This window comes from Metasolibacillus sp., from assembly GCF_025291715.1.
Lineage (GTDB): Bacteria > Bacillota > Bacilli > Bacillales_A > Planococcaceae > Metasolibacillus > Metasolibacillus louembei.
Genome location: NZ_JAMBIZ010000011.1, coordinates 15,085 through 34,948 on the forward strand (window position 1 = coordinate 15,085; position 19,864 = coordinate 34,948).

19 protein-coding genes are annotated in these 19,864 nt (G+C 39.1%); all 19 read right to left on the reverse strand.

The annotated features are described in order from the left end of the window. Nucleotides 1–2 precede the first annotated feature (2 nt). Complete coding sequence (gene rpsC / locus M3Z76_RS09105; RefSeq protein WP_293924141.1) at nucleotides 3–659, reverse strand: 30S ribosomal protein S3; 657 nt, start codon at nucleotides 657–659, stop codon at nucleotides 3–5. 3 nt (nucleotides 660–662) lie between these two features. Next, nucleotides 663–1,007, reverse strand: a complete 345-nt coding sequence (rplV, locus tag M3Z76_RS09110; protein ID WP_042478638.1) for a 50S ribosomal protein L22 — start codon at nucleotides 1,005–1,007, stop codon at nucleotides 663–665. A gap of 22 nt (nucleotides 1,008–1,029) precedes the next feature. Further along, nucleotides 1,030–1,308: a 30S ribosomal protein S19 gene (rpsS, locus tag M3Z76_RS09115; RefSeq protein ID WP_066542807.1), complete on the reverse strand. Its 279-nt coding sequence runs from the start codon at nucleotides 1,306–1,308 to the stop codon at nucleotides 1,030–1,032. 60 nt (nucleotides 1,309–1,368) lie between these two features. Beyond that, nucleotides 1,369–2,199 (reverse strand): 50S ribosomal protein L2, encoded by an 831-nt coding sequence (gene rplB / locus M3Z76_RS09120; protein WP_107839051.1) that lies wholly within the window; start codon nucleotides 2,197–2,199, stop codon nucleotides 1,369–1,371. A gap of 44 nt (nucleotides 2,200–2,243) precedes the next feature. Then, the gene (rplW, locus tag M3Z76_RS09125; protein WP_042478634.1) at nucleotides 2,244–2,522 is read right to left on the reverse strand and encodes a 50S ribosomal protein L23; all 279 of its coding nucleotides are present in this window, start codon (nucleotides 2,520–2,522) and stop codon (nucleotides 2,244–2,246) included. Beyond that, complete coding sequence (gene rplD / locus M3Z76_RS09130; protein WP_293924127.1) at nucleotides 2,522–3,145, reverse strand: 50S ribosomal protein L4; 624 nt, start codon at nucleotides 3,143–3,145, stop codon at nucleotides 2,522–2,524. The genes rplW and rplD overlap by 1 nt, the downstream gene beginning before the upstream one ends. Before the next feature lie 26 nt (nucleotides 3,146–3,171). Then, entirely contained in the window at nucleotides 3,172–3,801 is a 630-nt protein-coding gene (gene rplC / locus M3Z76_RS09135) for a 50S ribosomal protein L3 (protein ID WP_293924125.1), read from the reverse strand. Between the two features lie 46 nt (nucleotides 3,802–3,847). Then, entirely contained in the window at nucleotides 3,848–4,156 is a 309-nt protein-coding gene (rpsJ, locus tag M3Z76_RS09140) for a 30S ribosomal protein S10 (RefSeq protein WP_042478628.1), read from the reverse strand. Nucleotides 4,157–4,583: 427 nt separating this feature from the next. Beyond that, on the reverse strand, nucleotides 4,584–6,578 hold the full coding sequence (locus tag M3Z76_RS09145; RefSeq protein WP_293924112.1) for an ABC transporter permease: 1,995 nt from the start codon (nucleotides 6,576–6,578) through the stop codon (nucleotides 4,584–4,586). Next, nucleotides 6,568–7,329 carry an ABC transporter ATP-binding protein gene (locus M3Z76_RS09150; protein WP_293924109.1) on the reverse strand — a complete coding sequence of 254 codons (762 nt, stop codon included), beginning with the start codon at nucleotides 7,327–7,329 and terminating at the stop codon, nucleotides 6,568–6,570. Before M3Z76_RS09150 ends, M3Z76_RS09145 begins: the two co-directional genes overlap by 11 nt. A gap of 102 nt (nucleotides 7,330–7,431) precedes the next feature. Further along, on the reverse strand, nucleotides 7,432–8,436 hold the full coding sequence (locus M3Z76_RS09155; RefSeq protein WP_293924107.1) for a sensor histidine kinase: 1,005 nt from the start codon (nucleotides 8,434–8,436) through the stop codon (nucleotides 7,432–7,434). Then, a complete protein-coding gene (locus M3Z76_RS09160; protein WP_293924105.1) occupies nucleotides 8,433–9,110 on the reverse strand; it encodes a response regulator transcription factor in 678 nt (225 codons plus the stop codon). The genes M3Z76_RS09155 and M3Z76_RS09160 overlap by 4 nt, the downstream gene beginning before the upstream one ends. 215 nt (nucleotides 9,111–9,325) lie before the next feature. Next, nucleotides 9,326–10,027, reverse strand: coding sequence for a hypothetical protein (locus M3Z76_RS09165; RefSeq protein WP_293924104.1), 702 nt, complete (start codon nucleotides 10,025–10,027; stop codon nucleotides 9,326–9,328). Nucleotides 10,028–11,259: 1,232 nt separating this feature from the next. Further along, nucleotides 11,260–12,447 (reverse strand): elongation factor Tu, encoded by a 1,188-nt coding sequence (gene tuf, locus M3Z76_RS09170; RefSeq protein ID WP_293924102.1) that lies wholly within the window; start codon nucleotides 12,445–12,447, stop codon nucleotides 11,260–11,262. 128 nt (nucleotides 12,448–12,575) lie between these two features. Then, nucleotides 12,576–14,657: an elongation factor G gene (fusA, locus tag M3Z76_RS09175; RefSeq protein ID WP_293924099.1), complete on the reverse strand. Its 2,082-nt coding sequence runs from the start codon at nucleotides 14,655–14,657 to the stop codon at nucleotides 12,576–12,578. A gap of 63 nt (nucleotides 14,658–14,720) precedes the next feature. Continuing rightward, on the reverse strand, nucleotides 14,721–15,191 hold the full coding sequence (gene rpsG / locus M3Z76_RS09180) for a 30S ribosomal protein S7 (RefSeq protein WP_066168849.1): 471 nt from the start codon (nucleotides 15,189–15,191) through the stop codon (nucleotides 14,721–14,723). 38 nt (nucleotides 15,192–15,229) lie between these two features. After that, complete coding sequence (gene rpsL / locus M3Z76_RS09185) at nucleotides 15,230–15,649, reverse strand: 30S ribosomal protein S12 (protein WP_293924094.1); 420 nt, start codon at nucleotides 15,647–15,649, stop codon at nucleotides 15,230–15,232. Between the two features lie 98 nt (nucleotides 15,650–15,747). Next, on the reverse strand, nucleotides 15,748–15,996 hold the full coding sequence (locus M3Z76_RS09190) for a ribosomal L7Ae/L30e/S12e/Gadd45 family protein (protein WP_042478612.1): 249 nt from the start codon (nucleotides 15,994–15,996) through the stop codon (nucleotides 15,748–15,750). A gap of 175 nt (nucleotides 15,997–16,171) precedes the next feature. Further along, on the reverse strand, nucleotides 16,172–19,858 hold the full coding sequence (rpoC, locus tag M3Z76_RS09195; RefSeq protein ID WP_293924088.1) for a DNA-directed RNA polymerase subunit beta': 3,687 nt from the start codon (nucleotides 19,856–19,858) through the stop codon (nucleotides 16,172–16,174). Nucleotides 19,859–19,864: the final 6 nt, after the last annotated feature.

Here is a 19,864-nt window from a genome sequence, read left to right on the forward strand (position 1 = left end):
TATTATTTGCCTCCTTCCACAGAGTTCTTTTTAGTAGGAAGGACTTCACCACGGTAGATCCAAACTTTAACGCCTAATTTACCGTAAGTTGTATCAGCTTCAGCGTGTGCATAATCGATGTCAGCACGTAATGTGTGAAGTGGAACAGTTCCTTCGCTATAATGTTCAGCACGCGCGATATCAGCGCCACCTAAACGACCAGATACTTGTGTTTTAATACCTTTTGCACCAGCGCGAATTGTGCGTTGGATTGCTTGTTTTTGAGCACGACGGAATGATACGCGGTTCTCAAGTTGACGAGCGATGTTTTCTGCTACTAAGCGAGCATCAAGATCAGCACGTTTAATTTCTACGATATTAATGTGAACGCGTTTACCAGTTACATCGCTTAAGTATTTACGTAAGTTTTCAACTTCCGTACCGCCTTTACCGATTACCATACCTGGCTTCGCAGTGTGAATTGTAATGTTTACGCGATTTGCAGCGCGCTCGATTTCTACTTTAGATACAGATGCATCTTTTAATGTAGATTCGATATGTTTACGAACTTTGATATCTTCGTGTAAAAGAGTAGCATAGTCTTTCTCAGCGAACCATTTTGATTCCCAGTCACGAATAATACCAACTCGTAGTCCTATTGGATGTACTTTTTGACCCACGGATTAACCCTCCTTCTTCTCTGATACCACAACTGTAATGTGGCTTGTGCGTTTGTTAATTGCGCTTGCACGTCCTTGAGCACGTGGACGGAAACGTTTTAATGTTGGACCTTCATCTACAAAGATTTCAGATACAACTAAGTTATTTACATCTAACTCATAGTTGTGTTCAGCGTTAGCAACTGCAGATTTTAATACTTTCTCAACGACTGGAGACGCCGCTTTTGGAGTATGACGTAAAATTGCAACTGCTTCACCGATTTGCTTGCCTCGGATTAAGTCTACTACTAGACGAACTTTACGAGGAGCGATACGAACTGTACGAGCGATAGCTTTAGCTTGTGTCATTAGGATTTACCTCCTCTCAAAATTAGCGTCTTGTTTTCTTATCATCTGCACCGTGACCTTTGTAAGTACGTGTAGGTGCGAACTCGCCTAATTTATGACCTACCATATCTTCTGTCACATATACAGGAACGTGTTTACGTCCATCATATACAGCGATTGTTAAACCGATGAAGTTCGGGAAGATAGTAGAACGGCGAGACCAAGTTTTAATTACTTGTTTTTTCTCAGAAGCCTCTTGTACTTCCACCTTTTTCATAAGGTGAGTGTCAACAAAAGGTCCTTTTTTCAAGCTGCGACCCATTTAGGAACCTCCCTCCGTGATCCCACCACGGTTCTTCTAGCGAACCGTAGCCTAATCACATTATTTTTTACGTCCACGAATGATGAATTTAGAAGATTTGTTTTTCTTCTTACGTGTTTTATAACCAAGAGCTGGTTTACCCCATGGTGTCATTGGAGATTTACGTCCGATTGGAGAACGTCCTTCACCACCACCGTGTGGGTGATCGTTAGGGTTCATTACAGAACCACGTACAGTTGGGCGTTTACCTAACCAACGAGAACGACCAGCTTTACCAATGTGGATAAGTTCATGTTGTTCATTACCAACTTGACCTACTGTTGCACGGCAAGTAGCTAATACTAAACGAACCTCACCAGATTGAAGACGGATAATTACGTATTTATCTTCACGTCCAAGTACTTGTGCTGAAGTACCAGCAGAACGTACTAATTGTCCACCTTTACCAGGTTTTAACTCGATGTTATGGATTGTTGTACCCATCGGAATGTTTGCTAATGGTAATGCGTTACCTACTTTAATATCTGCGTCTGGACCTGAAACGATCGTTTGACCTACTTCAAGACCTTTCGGAGCTAAGATATAACGTTTTTCACCGTCAGCATAGTTAATTAATGCGATATTCGCAGAGCGGTTTGGATCATACTCGATTGTAGCAACGCGTCCTGGAATGCCGTCTTTAATACGTTTAAAGTCGATTACGCGGTATTGCTTCTTATGACCACCACCGTGATGACGAACAGTAATTTTACCTTGGTTGTTACGACCAGCTTTGCGTTTTTTCGGAGCTAATAAAGACTTTTCAGGCTTATTAGTAGTGATTTCAGCAAAGTCAGATGACGTCATGTTACGACGACCATTTGAGGTTGGTTTGTACTTTTTAATCGCCATTTGTATTCCCTCCTTCTATAATTGCTCAGGTATTCACCTGTCTATTAGAATAATTCGATTTCTTTTGAATCAGCAGTTAATTTAACGATTGCCTTACGACGTTTGTTAGTGTAGCCACTGTATTTACCAACGCGTTTGAATTTACCTTTGTAGTTCATGATGTTTACTTTATCAACTTCAACACCAAAGATTTCTTCTACTGCGTCTTTAACTTGTGTTTTGTTAGCGCGAGTGTCTACTTCGAAAGTATACTTTTTCTCTGCCATTAATTCAGAAGAACGCTCAGTAATGACCGGACGTTTAATGATATCACGTGCTTCCATTATCCAAGCACCTCCTCAACCTTTTCTACTGCAGCTTTTGTGAATACAACTTTGTCATGACCTAAAAGATCAAGAACGTTGATTCCGCTAGCTGTTAAAACAGTCACGCCTGGGATGTTACGAGCAGATAATGCTACGTTTTCATCTAACTCAGCAGTAACGAATAATGCTTTTGAATTGATTTCTAACGCTTTTAAAATAGCAGCGAAATCTTTTGTTTTTGGTGCATTTAAAGTTAATGCATCAAGTACTAAGAAGTTTTGTTCTACAACTTTAGCTGATAAAGCTGATTTAAGAGCTAAGCGGCGAACTTTCTTCGGTAGTTTATATGAATAGCTACGTGGAGTTGGACCGAATACGACACCACCGCCGCGCCATTGTGGAGAGCGGATCGAACCTTGACGAGCACGACCAGTTCCTTTTTGACGCCATGGCTTACGACCACCACCAGCAACTTCAGAACGGTTTTTTACTTTGTGATTACCTTGACGTAGAGAAGCACGTTGTGCGATTACTGCGTCGAATAATACAGCTTCGTTTGGCTCGATTCCGAAAATCGCATCGTTCAATTCGATTTCGCCAACTGAAGCGCCTGTTTGACTAAGTACAGATACCTTTGCCATTCCTGTTTCCTCCTTTCTTCGAGAAATTATTTAGATTTAACAGCTGTTTTAACTGTTACTAATGATTTTTTAGAACCAGGAACATTACCTTTTACTAATAGTAGATTACGTTCAGCATCAACCTTAACGATTTCAAGGTTTTGAATTGTTACAACGTTCCCACCCATTTGACCAGGTAATTTCTTTTGTTTGAATACGCGGTTCGGAGCAACTGGACCCATTGAACCAGGACGACGGTGGTAACGAGAGCCGTGGGCCATAGGACCACGAGATTGTCCGTGGCGTTTAATTACACCTTGGAAACCTTTACCTTTTGAAACACCTGTTACATCAATTACATCGCCTTCTGCGAAAATTTCTACTTTGACTTCTTGACCAACTTCGTATTCTGCTACGTTTACGTTGCGGAACTCACGAATGAAGCGCTTAGGAGCCGTATTTGCTTTTGCTACGTGACCTTGTTCTGGTTTGTTTGAAAGCTTAACGCGCTTGTCCTCGAAACCAACTTGGATTGCTTCGTAGCCATCAGTTTCAGCAGTTTTCTTTTGAAGAACTACGTTTGGAGCAGCTTCGATTACTGTTACTGGGATTAAATCACCGTTCTCAGCGAAAACTTGAGTCATACCGATTTTTCTACCTAAGATTCCTTTAGCCATTTGTCACACCTCCTGTAAATTTTAAAAGTTCTATTTCGTTTTACCATTAAAGTTTGATTTCAATATCAACGCCAGATGGTAAATCAAGCTTCATTAACGCATCAACAGTTTGTGGTGTTGGGTTAACGATATCGATTAGACGTTTATGCGTACGCATTTCGAATTGCTCACGAGAATCTTTGTACTTGTGAACCGCACGAAGAATTGTATACACAGAACGTTCTGTCGGTAACGGAATTGGACCCGATACGCTTGCACCTGAACGTTTAGCAGTTTCAACAATTTTCTCAGCAGACTGATCAAGAATACGGTGATCATACGCTTTTAAACGAATACGAATTTTTTGTTTTGCCATTACTTTCCCTCCTTCTCGCCTATTTTCTAGACATTCTCCACGAAAATTCTCCTACACACCGCCATGGCAAAGCGGCCGGGTGTGTCGGCAACCTCTCGCTTCATCGCAGTCAAAGACCAACATTCAATATTATATACAATACTATCGCAATAAGCAAGTAGTTTTATAAAAAAATTTGAATGCCTTCAGTTACATACATTTCGCTATATTTATAAGCCGTTGTCTAGTATATAAAATATTTCTCGTCATTGCAAGCGATAATTATAGCTTGTTGCCCCTGAATTAATGCTTTTATGTAAAGTATTTTATAAACAAACACTTCTCGTATGATTAAGGCGCATTATTAACAGTTAACACTGCATATTCATTCGAAAAAATAAGTAGTGGCATATATAGTGCCACTACTCTCTTCCTATTTAATAGTTACTCATAGACAACCTTTGATCGTCTTTCGATAGTATTGAATCGATAGCAGCATAAACACCGCATACATTAACACATACAGCCCCATCATAATAAGCATCGGCGCTACTAGCTCTGTGCCAAATAAAAACCACCCAGACTTTACCGCAAAATAGCTATGCAATAAACCAATCAATAGGGGCACACCGAAATTAAATGCTTGCTTCCAAACAATGCCCTTTAAAACATCCTGCTCAGAAAAGCCAATTTTTCTTAAAATCGTGTAACTCGCCTGCTCCTCATCTGCTTCAGCAATCTGCTTGAAATATAAAATACTACCTGTTGTTAATAAAAAGGCTAGTCCTAAAAATGCTGCAATAAAAATCGTCATTCCGAAAATGCTCATATACACTTGCCGCTCCTGCTTATATGAATTTTGCTTTAAGATAATTTGATCTTCACCCTCACCATAAACAGCTCGTATATCAGCTCCTGATTGCACATATAGCTCTTCAGCCAACGCTACATCGCTTTTGTTCTCTAAAAAGACTAGCGTTTGTGGCATATACTTGCGCTCACCGTAAAATTTTTTATACTCCGCATACTTTGCATCTGACACTACAAGCACTGCGCAAATCACTAGGTTGCTCCCATTTTGTACAAGGGTGCTTTCTTGGCGCACATCAACAATCTTTAATCTATCTTTTAAGCGATTTCCTAATGTTTCAATCGTTACTTCGATTTCCCCTTGTTTATTCATTGCATACATCGAAGTGACTCCATCTGTCATATTCGTTAAAATTGCCTCATCCTCTGCTAACTCGACTTTTCCATGTACTTGCTCATAAAAAGATTGCGAAACCACCTGTTTCATGCCAGATTCTGCATAAAAAATCTGATTGGCATCATTAGGATTTTTTAATAAGCGAGCCACATCAAATTCTGCATTCATATCCTCATATGTTATGGCACGATAGTCAATGTTTTGCTTATCTAACAACGTTAAAAATGCAGGTCCTTTCTCCGTTAGAAGCACATAATCAGCTGGTACGGCATTCCTTACTCCTTGCTCTGCTGAATAATAGGAAATATAGGCAAGCGTTGAAATAGCAAGCGAAACTGCTGTTAATACAGTAATTAGCGTTAGTGATTTCGCATTGCCTTTCATCCGATGCATAATCGGCGTTACCGCTAACACATCCGTCGTAGTTAAATGACCATTCTTCATTAACCGACGTAAATTGAAGACAAAGGCAACAGAATAGCGGAAAACTAAAAATGCTCCACCAATGGTTAATGCTAAAATAACTATCATGCGTTTTAATAATATATTCACATCATTAGTCGTAAATAAGTGTGTGGACTCATAGTAACCGTAACCAATGAAGATAATTCCAAGCGCTCCAACAAACATTTGCCACATACTAAAGCGTTTCACACGCTCCTCTGTTTGTTTAGAAGCTGTAAAAAGTGATAATAGTGAGACACGTCGAATCATCCAACTAAGCTGCGCTAAAATGATCAAAAGCATCACGCTGAATAGCATGAGCGTTTGTATAATCGCTTGTGTGTTAAATGTTAGTTTAATTAAAATGTCTTGCCCAATCACCTTCATTAAAATCATCGTAAAAAATCGCGAGCTTAGAAGCCCTGCTACAATACCGATGAAGACCGCACCACTAAACAATATGATGTTTTCAATCGCAATTAAGCGAAAAATAAGCCCCTTTGTCATTCCAATCAGCTGATACATACCGATTTCCTTGCTGCGTCTTTTGATAAATAAATGATTCGCATAAAGCACAAAAAACAAAACGATAAAATAAAGTAAATACGATGCTGCCTTGAAACCAGCTGATGCTGTTGGGCTACTGGACGCCTGTTTTAGCACTTCTTCATTAAACTGTAGGGTAACAAACGAGAAATAAAGTGTCACACTGAAAATGAGTGAGAGGAAATATAAAAAGTAATGACGCATATTTTTTAGCATAGAGCGTGTAAGTAAGCGACTAATCGTCATAGCCATCACCACCTAAAACACTTTGCGTACTTAAAATTTGCTGAAAAAATTCCTGACGCGTCTTATCGCCTTTATAAAGCTCTGTATAGAGCGCCCCATCCTTTAAAAAAAGTACACGTGAGCAAAAGCTCGCTGCCACCGCATCATGTGTCACCATCATAATTGTTACATGGCGTTCTATGTTAATTTGCTCCAAGTTTTTCAAAAGTGCCGTTGCTGATTTCGAGTCAAGTGCTCCCGTTGGTTCATCTGCAAAAACAATTGACGGGTTTGTAATTAACGCACGCGCCGCAGAAGTACGTTGCTTTTGTCCTCCTGAAATTTCATTGGGATATTTTGCAATAATATCTTCAATATCCAAAATTTCAACAAGCTCCCGAAAGCGTTGCTCTGCCGCTTTTTGTGGTAGTTTTTTAATCGCCAATGGCAATAAAATATTTTCCTTCACCGTCAGCGTATCGAGCAAATTATAATCTTGAAAAATAAAACCAAGCGCATCTCGCCTAAAGGCCGCTAGCTCACGCTCCTTCATTTGCTGCAAAACCTGCCCATTAATTTCAACCATCCCTTCTGTTACCCGGTCAATTGAGCACAGCACATTGAGTAAAGTTGTTTTCCCTGAACCAGAAGGTCCCATAATGCCAACAAACTCCCCTTTGCTCACTTCTAAATCGATGCCTTTCAATACTTCGACTGTTGTTAAACGCTTACCATATGTTTTACGGACTTTACGAGCCGTTAAAATGTTCATCCTTTATGCCCCCTGCTTCTTTATGTATTTTTATTGTACAGTGGATGCAAGTAGAAATCGTTCGTTTTACGTGACAATAATAAACGGTATGTGACAATGTCGTCACATACCGAATGTTTGTACATATTCGTTTTCTATAGGAAATTGTAATACAACGGTTGTTCCTTTCCCATATATCGAATCAACATATAATTGAATTCCTAAAGCTGTCGCAGCACGCTTCGCTAAATAAAGCCCCATCCCTGTAGCCACATTCGTTTCTCTACCAATTGTACCCGTATAGGATTTTTTGAAAATGCGTGGCAAGTCTTCTGCACGAATTCCTTGTCCTACATCCTTGATTTTGAGCAAGGCATGTCCTTGTGCATCATATGCAACGCTCACGACAATCTCACTATGGTGCGGACTATACTTGATGGCATTCGATAGTATCTGTCGTAAAATAAACCCCAGCCACTTGGCATCTGTCAAAACGACTTCCTCTAGCTCATCTATTTGGAATCCAATTCCCTTTTCCATACACCACGTTTGGAATTCACGTATTTCTTTAAAAACGATTGACCGTAATTGCACCTGTTCAAGCCGGTTATCCTCTGCTAATGTTTGCAATCGCGTTTGATGCAATTGTTGATCAACTAATAAATGTAGGCGTAGCCATTCTTGCTCCAGTCGATTACGCGCTTTATAATCCTCTAGCTGTTCAATCATTAATTTCATCGCGGTGAGTGGTGCTTTAATTTCATGCACCCATGCTAACAGCTCATCCTGTTCTTCCTCTTTGTCAAATTTAATTTTTTGGACAAGTTGTACTTGTCTTTGCTTTTGTTCTTCATACAGTTCAATTACTTGTCGCGTATAAAAATCCCAACGAGCACCTTCAACATTCTGTAGTAAATTTTGATGAAGGAGTTGCTTCAAGCTAGGTCTTTCCCAATAATAACGAGCTGTTAAAAATATGATGAGCACTAGGATAGCTATACTATTTAAATAACTAACAGATATAGAGGCAAATCCGATATCAAGCATACAAATGACATTCCATATGAAAAGCATTCCCATAAAAAAACTAATCCACAGCATATGTTGCCTTAAAAAAAGTTGAATCATTGTGACACCGCCATATAACCAAGTCCTTTTTTCGTCACAATGACATCGATTAACCCTACTTCTTCAAGCTTTTGACGGAGACGGTTAATATTTACCGTTAACGTATTGTCATTGACAAAGCGTTCATCATCCCATAATTTACGCATTAATTCATCCCGTGATACAATTTTATCTACTCGCTCTACTAGTAGCTTCAAAATAAATAGCTCATTTTTCGTAAAATCGATTTGCTGATTGTTATATGTAAGAATGCCTCGTTCATAATCAATGATGGCGTCCTGCCAGCTAATCACCGACTGCGCCTGTTGTTGATAATCATATGTGCGTCTTAACAATGCTTGGATTTTAGCTACAAGCACCTCCATATGAAAAGGCTTTTGAACAAAGTCATCTGCCCCTAGCTGCATTGCCATGACCATATCCATTGGGTGATCTCTTGATGATAAAAACAAAATCGGCACATTGGATATCGCTCGAATTTCTCGACACCAATGAAAGCCATCGTAAGCAGGTAATTGAATATCTATTATCACAAGCTGTGGGGTTTCTTTGGTAAAATCATTCATCACCGTTTGAAAATCTTTTAGCCCCATTATTTGTAAGGACCATTTTTGCAACTGTTCCTCTATTAAGCGAAATATCGACATGTCATCTTCTATTAAAAAAATTTTCATAATTAGCCCCCACTTTTATTTTACAGTAGGTGAACAAATTCACAAGTCATAATACTAGAGCCTTGATGCAACTAATACTGTGCGGAAAAATTTTAAAATGATATTTGAATTTTAATAGTTTAAAAATATACAATGAATACAAACAATATCTGCTACTTAGTTAAACGTATTCAACAATAAAACCCCTGGATTTTAAAAGTCCAAGGGTCAGTTCTTTAATTAACTGTAGTGTGCCATACCATATCAATAAATCCAGTGTAATTTGAGTTCTCATAATATTTAACAAAATACGCTGGGTAAACAGGGATATCCCTCCAATAATATAGCTCATGTACATAATAGAATTTTACAGCACCAGCTGAAGCCAGATACATTGCAATTGTTGTAACGATACCCGTTACAGGACCTCCAAATATTGATGCTACAATGCCTGCTATTACAGATACTATACCCACAGCACTGTCAACTATTTGTTTAGACCCTCTAAATGTTGCTTGTAAAACATAATCTCCATTTCCACCTGGAAGTCCAAATGGTTGAATTGAATTAGCCTCTTTAATATCAATTATACTTTCCGTTGTCTCTTCATCAGTAGTTAAATTATGAATTGTTAATTCATTATTCTCTGTCGTAATTACAACTTGCATTTCTTGCTTTGTTTCTTCATCTGTATAAGTAGAAAGGTAATTTGAAGAACCATCAGAATAGAAAGCTTCTAAAAACTCAACATCTCCGGTCTCTTTGTTAGTAAACTTAATCTTTTGATACTCTTTAGTATTTTCAATAAATTCTACTTCATACTTATCATTAGAACTAGCACCGACATTAACATTGGACATTGCAGATACGCTAAAATTTGAAGCAATTGTTGAAATCAAAAGCATGGCACAGATAACAAAAATTAGTTTATTTTTCACAAAATACCTCCTTTTCTTATTTACAATACAATACCATATATACATTATTATTGTAAAACATTTTTTGTAATTTACTCCTTTTTGTGTTATCATTTATTTAAAATAAATTATAATATGGGATGTGTGTCATATGAAATTTTTTTATTGGAAGTTGAATAATAACGAAAAATTTTCTCGTGCACTATGGTCTGGTTTAGTAGCTTTAATTTTTTTTTATATCGTCCTTTGGAGTTTTACAGATAATTTAATAACAAAAATAATACTGACTTTCTTATTTACTTTTATCTATCTCTTAAACCTACTTTTACTTCATCGAAAAAGAAATAAATGAAAAATTACTTTCATTATCGTATTGGGGCTGTCTAAAAAACAAAAAATTTCTCTGAACAATGAAAAATCTAGGTTCACTTATCCATTTGAAAAGTGAATGCAAAGGCGTAAAATTCAGTGTTTTCAACATATTAAAAAGACAATCACTTTTCGAAGTGGGTAATATTTCAAACCAAAAGCATATCGTTGTCTGAAAAGTGATGCGTTAAGACACTTTTCAGGCACCCTCGTGCCAATAACTTTTCATCCTTTTTAAGCAAGTGAATCACCGTTCTTTTAATGAAGCATTTGAATGCTTTTAAGGAGCTACGATTTGTTGTTTAAACTCACGTGGAATTTGAATCGTTAAATCCTCGTACTTCGTATGAAATATGTGTGAGTTAATACCTGCCAATCATATTTTTTGTAGTGAAGAAATTCCATGACCTCTATCGCTAAACGAAAGGTGATTGCCATTCTAAATGTGAACGGAAAACCTTAAAGGTAATAGCTTTTGCTAACGTCTTCTTTTGGGCCTCACCTTCTTTTCGTACGACACATAAAATAAGCTGGAGGATATACTGTACGTAGAGCTAGAGCAAAACTATCAAGTAGCGCATAGCTAAACACAACCGATACACCTCCCTCAACCATCCACAAAACATTTGTTGTCTCAGTTATGAAGAGAACACTAATTTTCCCTCTAACATGTAAGAGATAATACTACACTAACACGCAGTAAGCTTAAAATAAGCATAATACCTACTAATAAAGCTGTATTCACTTTTACCTTACCTCTGTATACTAATGAACTAAAGTTAATAGAAAATAGCTGTGTTATCAATGATTTACCATTTATCTTGTTTAATAAATAACAAAAAAACCTCAAGAGCGTCCCCTTGAGGTTTTAAGAAAAGATGAAATTATTTTTGGATAGAAGCAACTACGCCAGCGCCTACAGTACGGCCACCCTCACGGATAGAGAATTTAGTACCTTCTTCAAGAGCGATTGGAGCGATAAGTTCTACTGTCATTTCGATGTTATCGCCAGGCATAACCATTTCTACGCCTTCTGGTAAGTTACAGATACCTGTTACGTCAGTTGTACGGAAGTAGAACTGAGGACGGTAGTTAGAGAAGAATGGAGTATGACGGCCACCTTCTTCTTTTGATAAAACGTAAACTTCTGCTTTGAAGTTAGTGTGTGGAGTGATTGAGCCTGGTTTAGCTAATACTTGACCACGTTGGATTTCTTCACGAGCTACACCACGAAGTAATGCACCGATGTTGTCACCAGCTTCAGCATAGTCTAATAATTTACGGAACATTTCAACGCCTGTTACAGTTGTTGATTTAGCTTCTTCAGCGATACCAACGATCTCAACTACGTCACCAACTTTAACTTGACCACGTTCAACACGGCCAGTTGCTACTGTACCACGACCAGTGATAGAGAATACGTCCTCTACTGGCATCATGAATGGTTTGTCAGTTTGACGCTCTGGAGTTGGGATGTACTCATCAACAGCGTTCATTAATTCAACGATTTTTTCTTCCCACTCTGGCTCACCTTCAAGAGCTTTAAGAGCAGAACCTTTGATAACTGGTAGATCATCGCCTGGGAAGTCATATTCAGAAAGTAGGTCACGGATTTCCATTTCTACTAATTCTAATAATTCTTCGTCATCAACCATATCACATTTGTTCATGAATACTACTAAGTAAGGAACACCTACTTGACGAGATAAAAGGATGTGCTCACGAGTTTGTGGCATTGGACCATCAGCAGCAGATACTACTAAGATACCGCCGTCCATTTGAGCAGCACCAGTGATCATGTTTTTAACATAGTCAGCGTGTCCTGGGCAGTCAACGTGTGCATAGTGACGAGAATCAGTTTCATACTCGATGTGAGAAGTGTTGATTGTGATACCACGCTCTTTTTCTTCTGGAGCGTTATCGATATCAGCATATGATTTAGCTTCTCCACCCATTTTTTTAGCAAGAACTGTTGCAATAGCAGCAGTTAAAGTAGTTTTACCATGGTCAACGTGACCAATTGTACCAATGTTAGCATGCGTTTTCGAACGGTCAAATTTTTCTTTAGCCATTAGAGAAAGCCTCCTATAATCTATGTTTTAGTTTTTTATGTTATGAGTGCTGGCTTAAACCGGGCCCAGCTAAGCCAGTCAATCATAGCTTACAAATTAGTTATACTTTATGCAAGATGAAATTTCAATTATTCACCTTTATTTTTTTTGATGATATCTTCTGCAATTGATTTTGGTACTTCTTCATAGTGGTCAAACACCATTGAGAATACACCGCGACCTTGTGTTGCAGAACGTAAAGTTGTTGCATATCCGAACATTTCAGATAGTGGCACCATTGCGCGTACTACTTGAGAGTTACCACGAGCTTCCATACCTTCTACACGTCCACGACGAGCAGTTACGTTACCCATGATATCACCAAGATACTCTTCTGGAATTACAACTTCAACTTTCATCATTGGCTCTAAAATAACTGGGCTACATTTAGAAGCAGCAGCTTTTAAAGCCATAGAAGCAGCGATTTTGAACGCCATTTCGTTTGAGTCAACATCATGGTAAGAACCATCGAATAATTTCGCTTTGATGTCGATTAATGGGTAACCAGCGACAACCCCACGGTCAAGCGAGTCACGAAGACCTGCTTCAACTGCTGGAATATATTCACGTGGTACTACACCACCAACGATAGCATTTTCAAACTCGAAGCCTTTACCTTCTTCGTTTGGTGAGAACTCGATCCAAACGTCACCGTATTGACCACGACCACCTGATTGGCGTGTGAATTTACCTTGAACTTGAGCTGAACCACGGAACGTTTCACGGTAAGATACCATTGGCGCACCAACGTTACATTCAACTTTGAATTCACGTTTCATACGGTCAACTAAGATGTCTAAGTGTAACTCACCCATACCAGAGATGATTGTTTGACCAGTTTCTTGGTCAGTGTGGGCACGGAATGTTGGATCTTCTTCTTGTAACTTAGAAAGTGCTTGACCCATTTTATCTTGGTCAGCTTTTGATTTAGGCTCTACAGATAAAGAGATTACTGGCTCTGGGAATTCCATAGACTCTAAAATAACAAGGTTTTTCTCGTCACATAGAGTGTCACCAGTAGTAGTATCTTTAAGACCTACAGCAGCAGCGATGTCACCAGCGAATACTTTCGAAATTTCTTCACGGCTGTTCGCGTGCATTTGTAGAATACGACCTACACGCTCACGTTTACCTTTTGTAGAGTTTTGTACGTATGAACCCGAATCTAAGATACCTGAGTACACACGGAAGAATGTTAATTTACCAACGAATGGATCCGTCATAACTTTAAATGCTAAAGCTGAGAATGGCTCATCGTCAGAAGATTTACGCTCTAACTCTTCATCTCCATCAACTGAAGTACCTTTAATTGCTGGCACATCAACTGGTGATGGTAAGTAATCAATAACTGCGTCTAGCATTTTACGAACACCTTTGTGTTTGAATGCTGTACCACAAATTACTGGGTAGAATTCTACCGCGATTGTTGCTTTACGGATAGCTGCCTTTAATTCAGCAACAGTGATTTCTTCACCTTCTAAATACTTTTCCATAAGGTCTTCATCAACACTTGCAACAGCATCGATTAATTTCTCACGGTATTCTTCAGCTTGTGCTTGATATTCTTCAGGAATCGCTTCACCTTCACGAACCGCTGTACCTTCTTCGTTATCGTAGTAAGTTACAGTCATTTCGATTAAGTCAATAATTCCTTTGAACTCATCTTCCGCACCAATTGGTAATTGGATTGGATGTGCATTTGCTTGTAAGCGGTCATGTAAAGTGCCTACAGAGTATAAGAAGTCTGCACCCATTTTATCCATTTTGTTAATGAATACAATACGTGGTACACCATAAGTAGTTGCTTGACGCCATACTGTTTCAGTTTGTGGTTCAACACCTGATTGAGCATCAAGTACTGTTACCGCACCGTCAAGTACACGTAAAGAACGTTCTACTTCTACAGTGAAGTCTACGTGTCCTGGTGTATCGATAATATTTACGCGGTTGCCTTTCCATTGAGCTGTTGTCGCAGCAGACGTGATTGTAATACCACGCTCTTGCTCTTGCTCCATCCAGTCCATTTGAGAAGCACCTTCGTGAGTTTCACCGATTTTGTGGATTTTACCAGTGTAATAAAGGATACGCTCAGTTGTCGTTGTTTTACCAGCGTCAATGTGAGCCATGATTCCGATATTACGTGTATTCTCTAGTGAGAATTCGCGTTTCATAGGAAATTTCTCCTTCCATATTCGGTTAAGGCTATATTAGTTAATTAATTAGCGTGTAGAATATTACCAACGGTAGTGAGCAAATGCTTTGTTCGCTTCTGCCATTTTGTGCATATCTTCACGTTTCTTAACTGAAGCACCAGTGTTGTTTGATGCATCTAAGATTTCGTTCGCTAAACGCTCTTCCATTGTTTTTTCACCACGAAGACGAGCGTAGTTTACTAAATAACGAAGACCTAAAGTTGTACGACGCTCTGGACGTACTTCTACTGGTACTTGGTAGTTAGAACCACCTACACGACGAGCGCGTACTTCTAAAACTGGCATTACGTTGTTTAACGCAGCTTCGAATACTTCAATCGGATCATTACCAGAACGCTCTTTTACTAATTCGAACGCACCGTATAAAATCTTTTGAGAAGTACCTCTTTTACCATCAATCATCATTTTATTGATTAAACGAGTTACTAGCTTTGAATTATAAAGTGGATCTGGTAACACGTCACGTTTGGAAACAGGACCTTTACGAGGCATGTGTTTTCCTCCTTTCAAGTGATAAATAAATTAGTTAATTATTTCTTTTCTTTAGGGCGTTTTGCACCGTATAGAGAACGTGATTGCATACGGCCGTTTACACCAGCAGTATCAAGAGCACCACGTACGATATGGTAACGAACACCCGGTAAGTCTTTTACACGACCGCCACGGATAAGAACAACACTGTGCTCTTGTAAGTTGTGGCCTTCACCTGGGATGTACGCAGTAACCTCGATTAGGTTGCTTAAACGTACACGAGCGTATTTACGTAACGCTGAGTTAGGTTTTTTAGGCGTCATAGTACCTACACGAGTACAAACACCGCGTTTTTGTGGAGATTTAACGTCAGTTAAAGATTTTTTAAATGAGTTATAACCTTTGTTTAACGCTGGTGAATTTGATTTCGTGATTTTAGATTTACGAGGCTTACGTACCAATTGGTTAATTGTAGGCATCGATTTTTCCTCCCTTCGTTCATTCCTTGTTAATACCACACATCCAGGTGGTTCATTTTTAGGGTAAAAACAAAGTCTTTGTGTATATTACACAAAAACTACATCGCAGTAATCGCAATAACCGCAGCTCCAACATGAATGCCGCAAGCTTTTCCAAGTTCTTTTTTAGACTCGACCAAAGTAATTGGTATACCGATTTCTTTCGCGAGAAGAATGGCCGGATCGGTTACCCAACTGTCAGCATCGAGTGCGACAAAAAGCTCTGTAACTTGACCAGCACGCATTGCTTTCACTGCTTGCTTTGTACCTATGATTGTTTGACTAGCCTTTACTTTATTATAAGACATTTGCATATCCTCCAAAGCATAGACAGTTAACTATCAACCTTAAATATATTATCATCCTCTACTTACACCTGTCAACTATTTATTTTGAAAAAGAGGCCTTCTTGAAGTCAGTTAGTTAACTTTTGTAATAGATTTGAAAATTCCGGCAGAGAATTGCTCTCTACCGGAATTCAGATTACTCAGCTGAAGTTAATTCTTCTTCCGTTTCAGCATCTTGCTCAATACGGATTTGACGGTAACGTTGCATACCAGTACCTGCTGGAACAAGTTTACCGATAATTACGTTTTCCTTCAGACCAAGAAGCTCATCACGCTTACCTTTAATTGCTGCATCTGTTAACACACGAGTTGTTTCTTGGAACGATGCTGCTGATAAGAATGATTCTGTTTCCAGAGAAGCCTTTGTAATACCAAGAATTACAGGGCGACATGTTGCTGGATTTTTACCACTTAAAATAATATCAGCGTTCGCTTCGGCAAATTGGTGTACATCTAATAATGAGCCTGGTAGTAAATCTGTGTCACCAGCTTCAATTACACGTACTTTGCGTAGCATTTGGCGAACCATTACTTCAATGTGTTTGTCTCCAATTTCTACCCCTTGCATACGGTATACTTTTTGTACTTCTTTTAGTAAATATTCTTGTACTGTAGATACGTCTTTTACTTTTAACAATTGTTTTGGATCGATTGAACCTTCAGTTAATAATTGACCTGGTTCAACTGTATCGTTTAATTGTACTTTCAAACGTGCATTGTAAGGTGCTTGATATTTACGTGTTTCCACTTCACCTTGAACAGTAATTTCTTTTAAGCCTTCTCGAATTTCTTCGATATCAGATATTACACCACCAACTTCCGAAATAACCGCTTGCCCTTTCGGATTACGTGATTCGAAAATTTCTTGGATACGTGGAAGACCCATCGTAATATCGTTTCCGGCTACCCCACCTGTATGGAATGTACGCATCGTTAACTGTGTACCAGGCTCACCGATTGATTGCGCTGCGATAATACCTACCGCCTCACCTACTTCAACCTCTTCGCCTGTTGCTAAGTTCATGCCATAACATTTTTTACATACACCGTGCTTCGTATTACATGTAAATGCTGAACGGATTGTTACTTGCTCGATACCCGCATCATCAATTGCACGCGCTACATCTTGCGTAATTAAACCATCACGCTCTAAAATAACCGCACCTGTTTCTGGGTGATAAATTGTTTTCTTCGTATATCGACCAATTACACGCTCATCTAACGCTTCAATTAGCTCGTTACCTTCCATTAATGCACCGATCAATAAACCGCGGTCTGTGCCACAGTCATCTTCACGTACAATAACGTCTTGTGCAACGTCTACTAAACGACGAGTTAAGTAACCTGAATCGGCTGTTTTTAATGCTGTATCGGCAAGACCTTTACGCGCACCATGTGTAGAGATGAAGTACTCTAATACCGTTAAACCTTCACGGAATGAAGATTTGATTGGTAACTCGATGATTCGACCAGCCGGGTTGGCCATCAGACCACGCATACCTGCTAACTGTGTAAAGTTTGATGCGTTACCACGAGCTCCTGAGTCAGACATCATAAAGATTGGGTTTGTTTTTTCTAACGATTTCATCAGCTTCGATTGAATTTCATCTTTCGCTGCTGACCAGCTAGAAATTACACGGTCATAACGCTCTTCTTCCGTAATTAAACCACGACGGAATTGAATCATTACTTTATCTACTTTTGCTTGCGCTTCATCTAAAATAACACCTTTGTCTGGTAATACGACGATATCAGATACACCAACCGTAATACCTGCACGAGTAGAATATTTAAAGCCTAAATCCTTCATACGGTCTAACATTTTTGATGTTTCCGTAATATGGAATCGTTTAAATACTTCAGCAATAACATTACCTAAAAACTTTTTGCGGAATGGTGGCACAACTGGCACAGATGCAAAGTGTTTTTGTAAAACAGCTTTGCGTTGCGCTTCAATTTTTTCGGCTTCTGATAACTCAGCATAGCCTTCTGTTGCCTCTAATTCAGCTAATTGCTCTGCGTCAATTGTTAATTTTGCAAAGTACTTTTCAGGCGTTTTTTGCTCTAAGTTGATATCTGTTGGCTCGTTAATATACGGGAATGTTTCCGGTAAAATTTCGTTGAAAATAACTTTACCAACAGTTGTTAATAAGAACATTTGGTTTTGCTCTTCTGTGAATGTTTGGTTATTCACAGAGTTTGCACGAATCGCAATACGTGTGTGTAAATGTACATGACCAGTTTGGTATGCGATTAACACTTCGTCTGGACCGTAGAAAATAGAACCTTCACCACGAGCGTTTTCACGCTCAAGCGTTAAGTAATAGTTACCTAATACCATATCTTGAGACGGTGTAACTACTGGTTTACCGTCTTTTGGGTTCAGGATGTTTTGTGCTGCTAACATTAATAAACGAGCTTCGGCTTGTGCTTCTGCTGATAATGGAACGTGAACCGCCATTTGGTCACCATCGAAGTCAGCGTTATACGCTGTACATACTAATGGGTGTAGACGAATTGCACGACCTTCTACTAATGTCGGCTCGAACGCTTGAATACCAAGACGGTGAAGCGTCGGTGCACGGTTTAGAAGTACTGGATGCTCACGAATAACATCTTCTAATACGTCCCAAACCTCATTGTGCAAACGTTCAATTTTACGCTTTGCACTCTTAATGTTATGAGCTAGACCACGCTCTACTAATTCTTTCATAACGAAAGGCTTAAATAGCTCGATAGCCATCTCTTTTGGAAGACCACATTGGTACATTTTTAAGTTTGGTCCTACTACGATAACTGAACGACCAGAATAGTCAACACGTTTACCTAGTAAGTTTTGACGGAAACGCCCTTGCTTCCCTTTCAACATATGAGAAAGTGATTTTAAAGGACGATTACCCGGACCTGTTACTGGACGACCACGACGACCGTTGTCAATTAAAGCATCTACTGCTTCTTGTAACATACGTTTTTCGTTTTGTACGATGATGCTTGGTGCACCAAGGTCTAATAAACGTTTTAAACGGTTGTTACGGTTGATAACACGACGGTAAAGGTCATTTAAGTCTGAAGTAGCAAAGCGTCCACCATCTAATTGCACCATCGGACGAAGCTCCGGTGGAATAACAGGTAGTACATCTAAAATCATCCATTCTGGTTTGTTGCCAGAGTTACGGAAAGATTCCACTACTTCAAGGCGCTTAATCGCACGTGTGCGACGTTGCCCTTGCGCTGTTTTTAATTCTTCTTTTAATGTTACTGTTTCGCTCTCAAGGTCGATTTTCTCAAGCAATTTTTTGATTGCTTCCGCACCCATCGCTGCATCAAATGTTGCACCGAATTTTTCGCGGTAAGCACGATATTCTTTTTCAGAAAGCAATTGCTTGCTTTCTAAATTTGTATCTGCTGGATCAATTACGACATAAGACGCAAAATAAATAACTTCTTCAAGCGCGCGTGGAGACATATCTAAAATAAGACCCATACGGCTAGGAATACCTTTAAAATACCAAATATGGGATACAGGAGCTGCTAGCTCAATATGTCCCATACGTTCACGACGCACTTTCGCACGTGTCACTTCTACGCCACAGCGATCACAAACTACGCCTTTATAGCGCACGCGTTTATATTTACCGCAATGACATTCCCAGTCCTTTGTAGGTCCGAAAATGCGCTCACAGAAAAGACCATCCTTTTCTGGTTTTAATGTACGGTAGTTGATTGTTTCTGGCTTCTTCACTTCGCCGTATGACCAAGAACGAATCTTATCTGGAGAAGCTAAGCCAATTTTCATATATTCAAATTCATTAACGTCTATCAAGGAGCC